The sequence below is a fragment of the Pseudomonas alkylphenolica genome, assembly GCF_016009175.1.
GTDB classification, from domain to species: domain Bacteria; phylum Pseudomonadota; class Gammaproteobacteria; order Pseudomonadales; family Pseudomonadaceae; genus Aquipseudomonas; species Aquipseudomonas alkylphenolica_B.
Map to the genome: position 1 here is coordinate 1 of NZ_JADUCM010000071.1, position 2201 is coordinate 2201.

Sequence of the window (2201 nt, forward strand, 5' to 3'; positions counted from 1 at the left end):
CCCCCCCCCCCCCCCCCCCCCCCCCCCCCGCGCGGGGGGGGGCGCGTGGTTTTCAACACCCCCCCCCCCGGCGGCCCCCCCCCCCCCCCCCCCCCCGGGGCCATCGCCCCCGGCGTTAGCACTCAATGGGCAGCTATTACCGCAATAAGGTAAACTGCCGCCACTTCATATCTATAACGATTCGCCTGATGCCCACGACGTTTCAAGAGATCCCCCGCGAACGCCCGGTCACGCCGCTGCTAGACCGTGCCGACACGCCTGCCGGTTTGCGCCGGCTGGCTGAAGCCGACCTGGAGAACCTGGCTGACGAACTGCGCCAGGAGTTGCTCTATACCGTTGGTCAGACCGGCGGGCATTTCGGTGCCGGCCTGGGCGTCATCGAGCTGACGATTGCCCTGCACTACGTCTTCGACACCCCGGACGACCGCCTGGTGTGGGACGTAGGCCACCAGGCCTATCCGCACAAGATCCTCACCGGTCGCCGCCAGCGCATGCACACCCTGCGTCAGAAGGACGGCCTGGCCGCCTTCCCGCGTCGCGCCGAGAGCGAATACGACACCTTTGGCGTCGGTCACTCCAGCACCTCGATCAGCGCAGCGCTGGGCATGGCCATTGCCGCCCGCCTGCAGAACGATCCGCGCAAATCCATCGCCGTCATCGGCGACGGCGCACTGACTGCCGGCATGGCCTTCGAAGCGTTGAACCATGCCCAGGAAGTCGATGCCGACATGCTGGTGATCCTCAACGACAACGACATGTCGATCTCGCGCAATGTCGGCGGCCTGTCCAACTACCTGGCCAAGATTCTCTCCAGCCGCACCTATTCGAGCATGCGCGAAGGCAGCAAGAAGGTCCTCTCGCGCCTGCCTGGCGCCTGGGAAATTGCCCGCCGCACCGAAGAGTACGCCAAGGGCATGCTGGTACCCGGCACCCTGTTCGAAGAGCTGGGCTGGAACTACATCGGCCCGATCGATGGCCACGACCTGCCGACCCTGATCACCACCCTGCGCAACATGCGTGACCTGAAGGGTCCGCAGTTCCTTCATGTGGTGACCAAGAAAGGCAAAGGCTTCGCACCCGCAGAAGTCGACCCGATCGGCTATCACGCGATCACCAAGCTTGAGCCCGTCGACGCCCCGGCAGCTGCCCCGAAAAAGGCAGGCGGTCCCAAGTATTCGGCGGTCTTCGGCCAGTGGCTGTGCGACATGGCTGCCGCTGACGAGCGCCTGGTCGGGATCACCCCGGCGATGAAGGAAGGCTCTGACCTGGTGGCGTTCAGCGAACGCTACCCGGCGCGCTACTTCGACGTGGCAATTGCCGAACAGCACGCGGTCACCGTGGCGGCCGGCATGGCCTGCGAAGGCGCCAAACCGGTGGTGGCGATCTACTCGACGTTCCTGCAGCGTGCCTATGACCAGCTGATCCATGACGTTGCCGTGCAGAACCTCGACGTGCTGTTCGCCATCGACCGTGCCGGCCTGGTCGGCGAAGACGGCCCGACGCACGCTGGCAGCTTCGACCTGTCCTTCCTGCGCTGCATCCCCGGCATGCTGGTGATGACCCCGAGCGACGAGAACGAACTGCGCAAAATGCTCACTACCGGCCACCTGTACAACGGCCCGGCGGCCGTGCGCTACCCGCGCGGCAGCGGCCCGAATGCGACCATCGAGAACAATCTCGAGCCGCTGGAAATCGGCAAGGGCGTGATTCGCCGCCAGGGCAGCAATGTGGCCCTGCTGGTGTTCGGCGTGCAGCTGGCCGAGGCGCTGAAAGTGGCTGAAACGCTCGACGCCACCGTGGTCGACATGCGCTTCGTCAAACCGCTGGATGAGGCTCTGGTACGCGAAATGGCTGCAAGCCATGCGCTGCTGGTGACCATCGAAGAGAACGCCATCATGGGTGGCGCGGGGGCTGCGGTCAGCGAGTTCCTGGCGCGCGAAGCCCTGCTCAAGCCAGTGCTGCACCTGGGCCTGCCGGACATCTATGTCGAACACGCCAAGCCGGCACAGATGCTTGCCGAGTGCGGGCTGGATGCGGCGGGTATCGAGGCTTCGGTGCGTCAGCGCCTGCAACTGCTCGGCCTTTAAGGCCTCATCGCGGGGGGGCCCCCCCCCCCCCGCGGCGGGGGGGGGGGGGGGGGGGCCGGCGGGGGGGGGGGGGGCCCGCGGGGCGGGGGGGGGGGGCCCCGCCGCGGGGGGGGG

The 2201-nt window shown here is 67.2% G+C and carries 1 protein-coding gene; it reads left to right on the top strand.

The genetic code is table 11. From position 1 onward, the window contains the following. Positions 1-188: 188 nt before the first annotated feature. Positions 189-2087 carry a 1-deoxy-D-xylulose-5-phosphate synthase gene (gene dxs / locus I5S59_RS26340; protein ID WP_197879185.1) on the top strand — a complete coding sequence of 633 codons (1899 nt, stop codon included), beginning with the start codon at positions 189-191 and terminating at the stop codon, positions 2085-2087. Positions 2088-2201 lie beyond the last annotated feature (114 nt).

Bases quoted from the DNA above. Each gene is read 5' to 3' on its own strand.
- dxs (WP_197879185.1), top strand. From the start codon at position 189: ATGCCCACGACGTTTCAAGAGATCCCCCGCGAACGCCCGGTCACGCCG.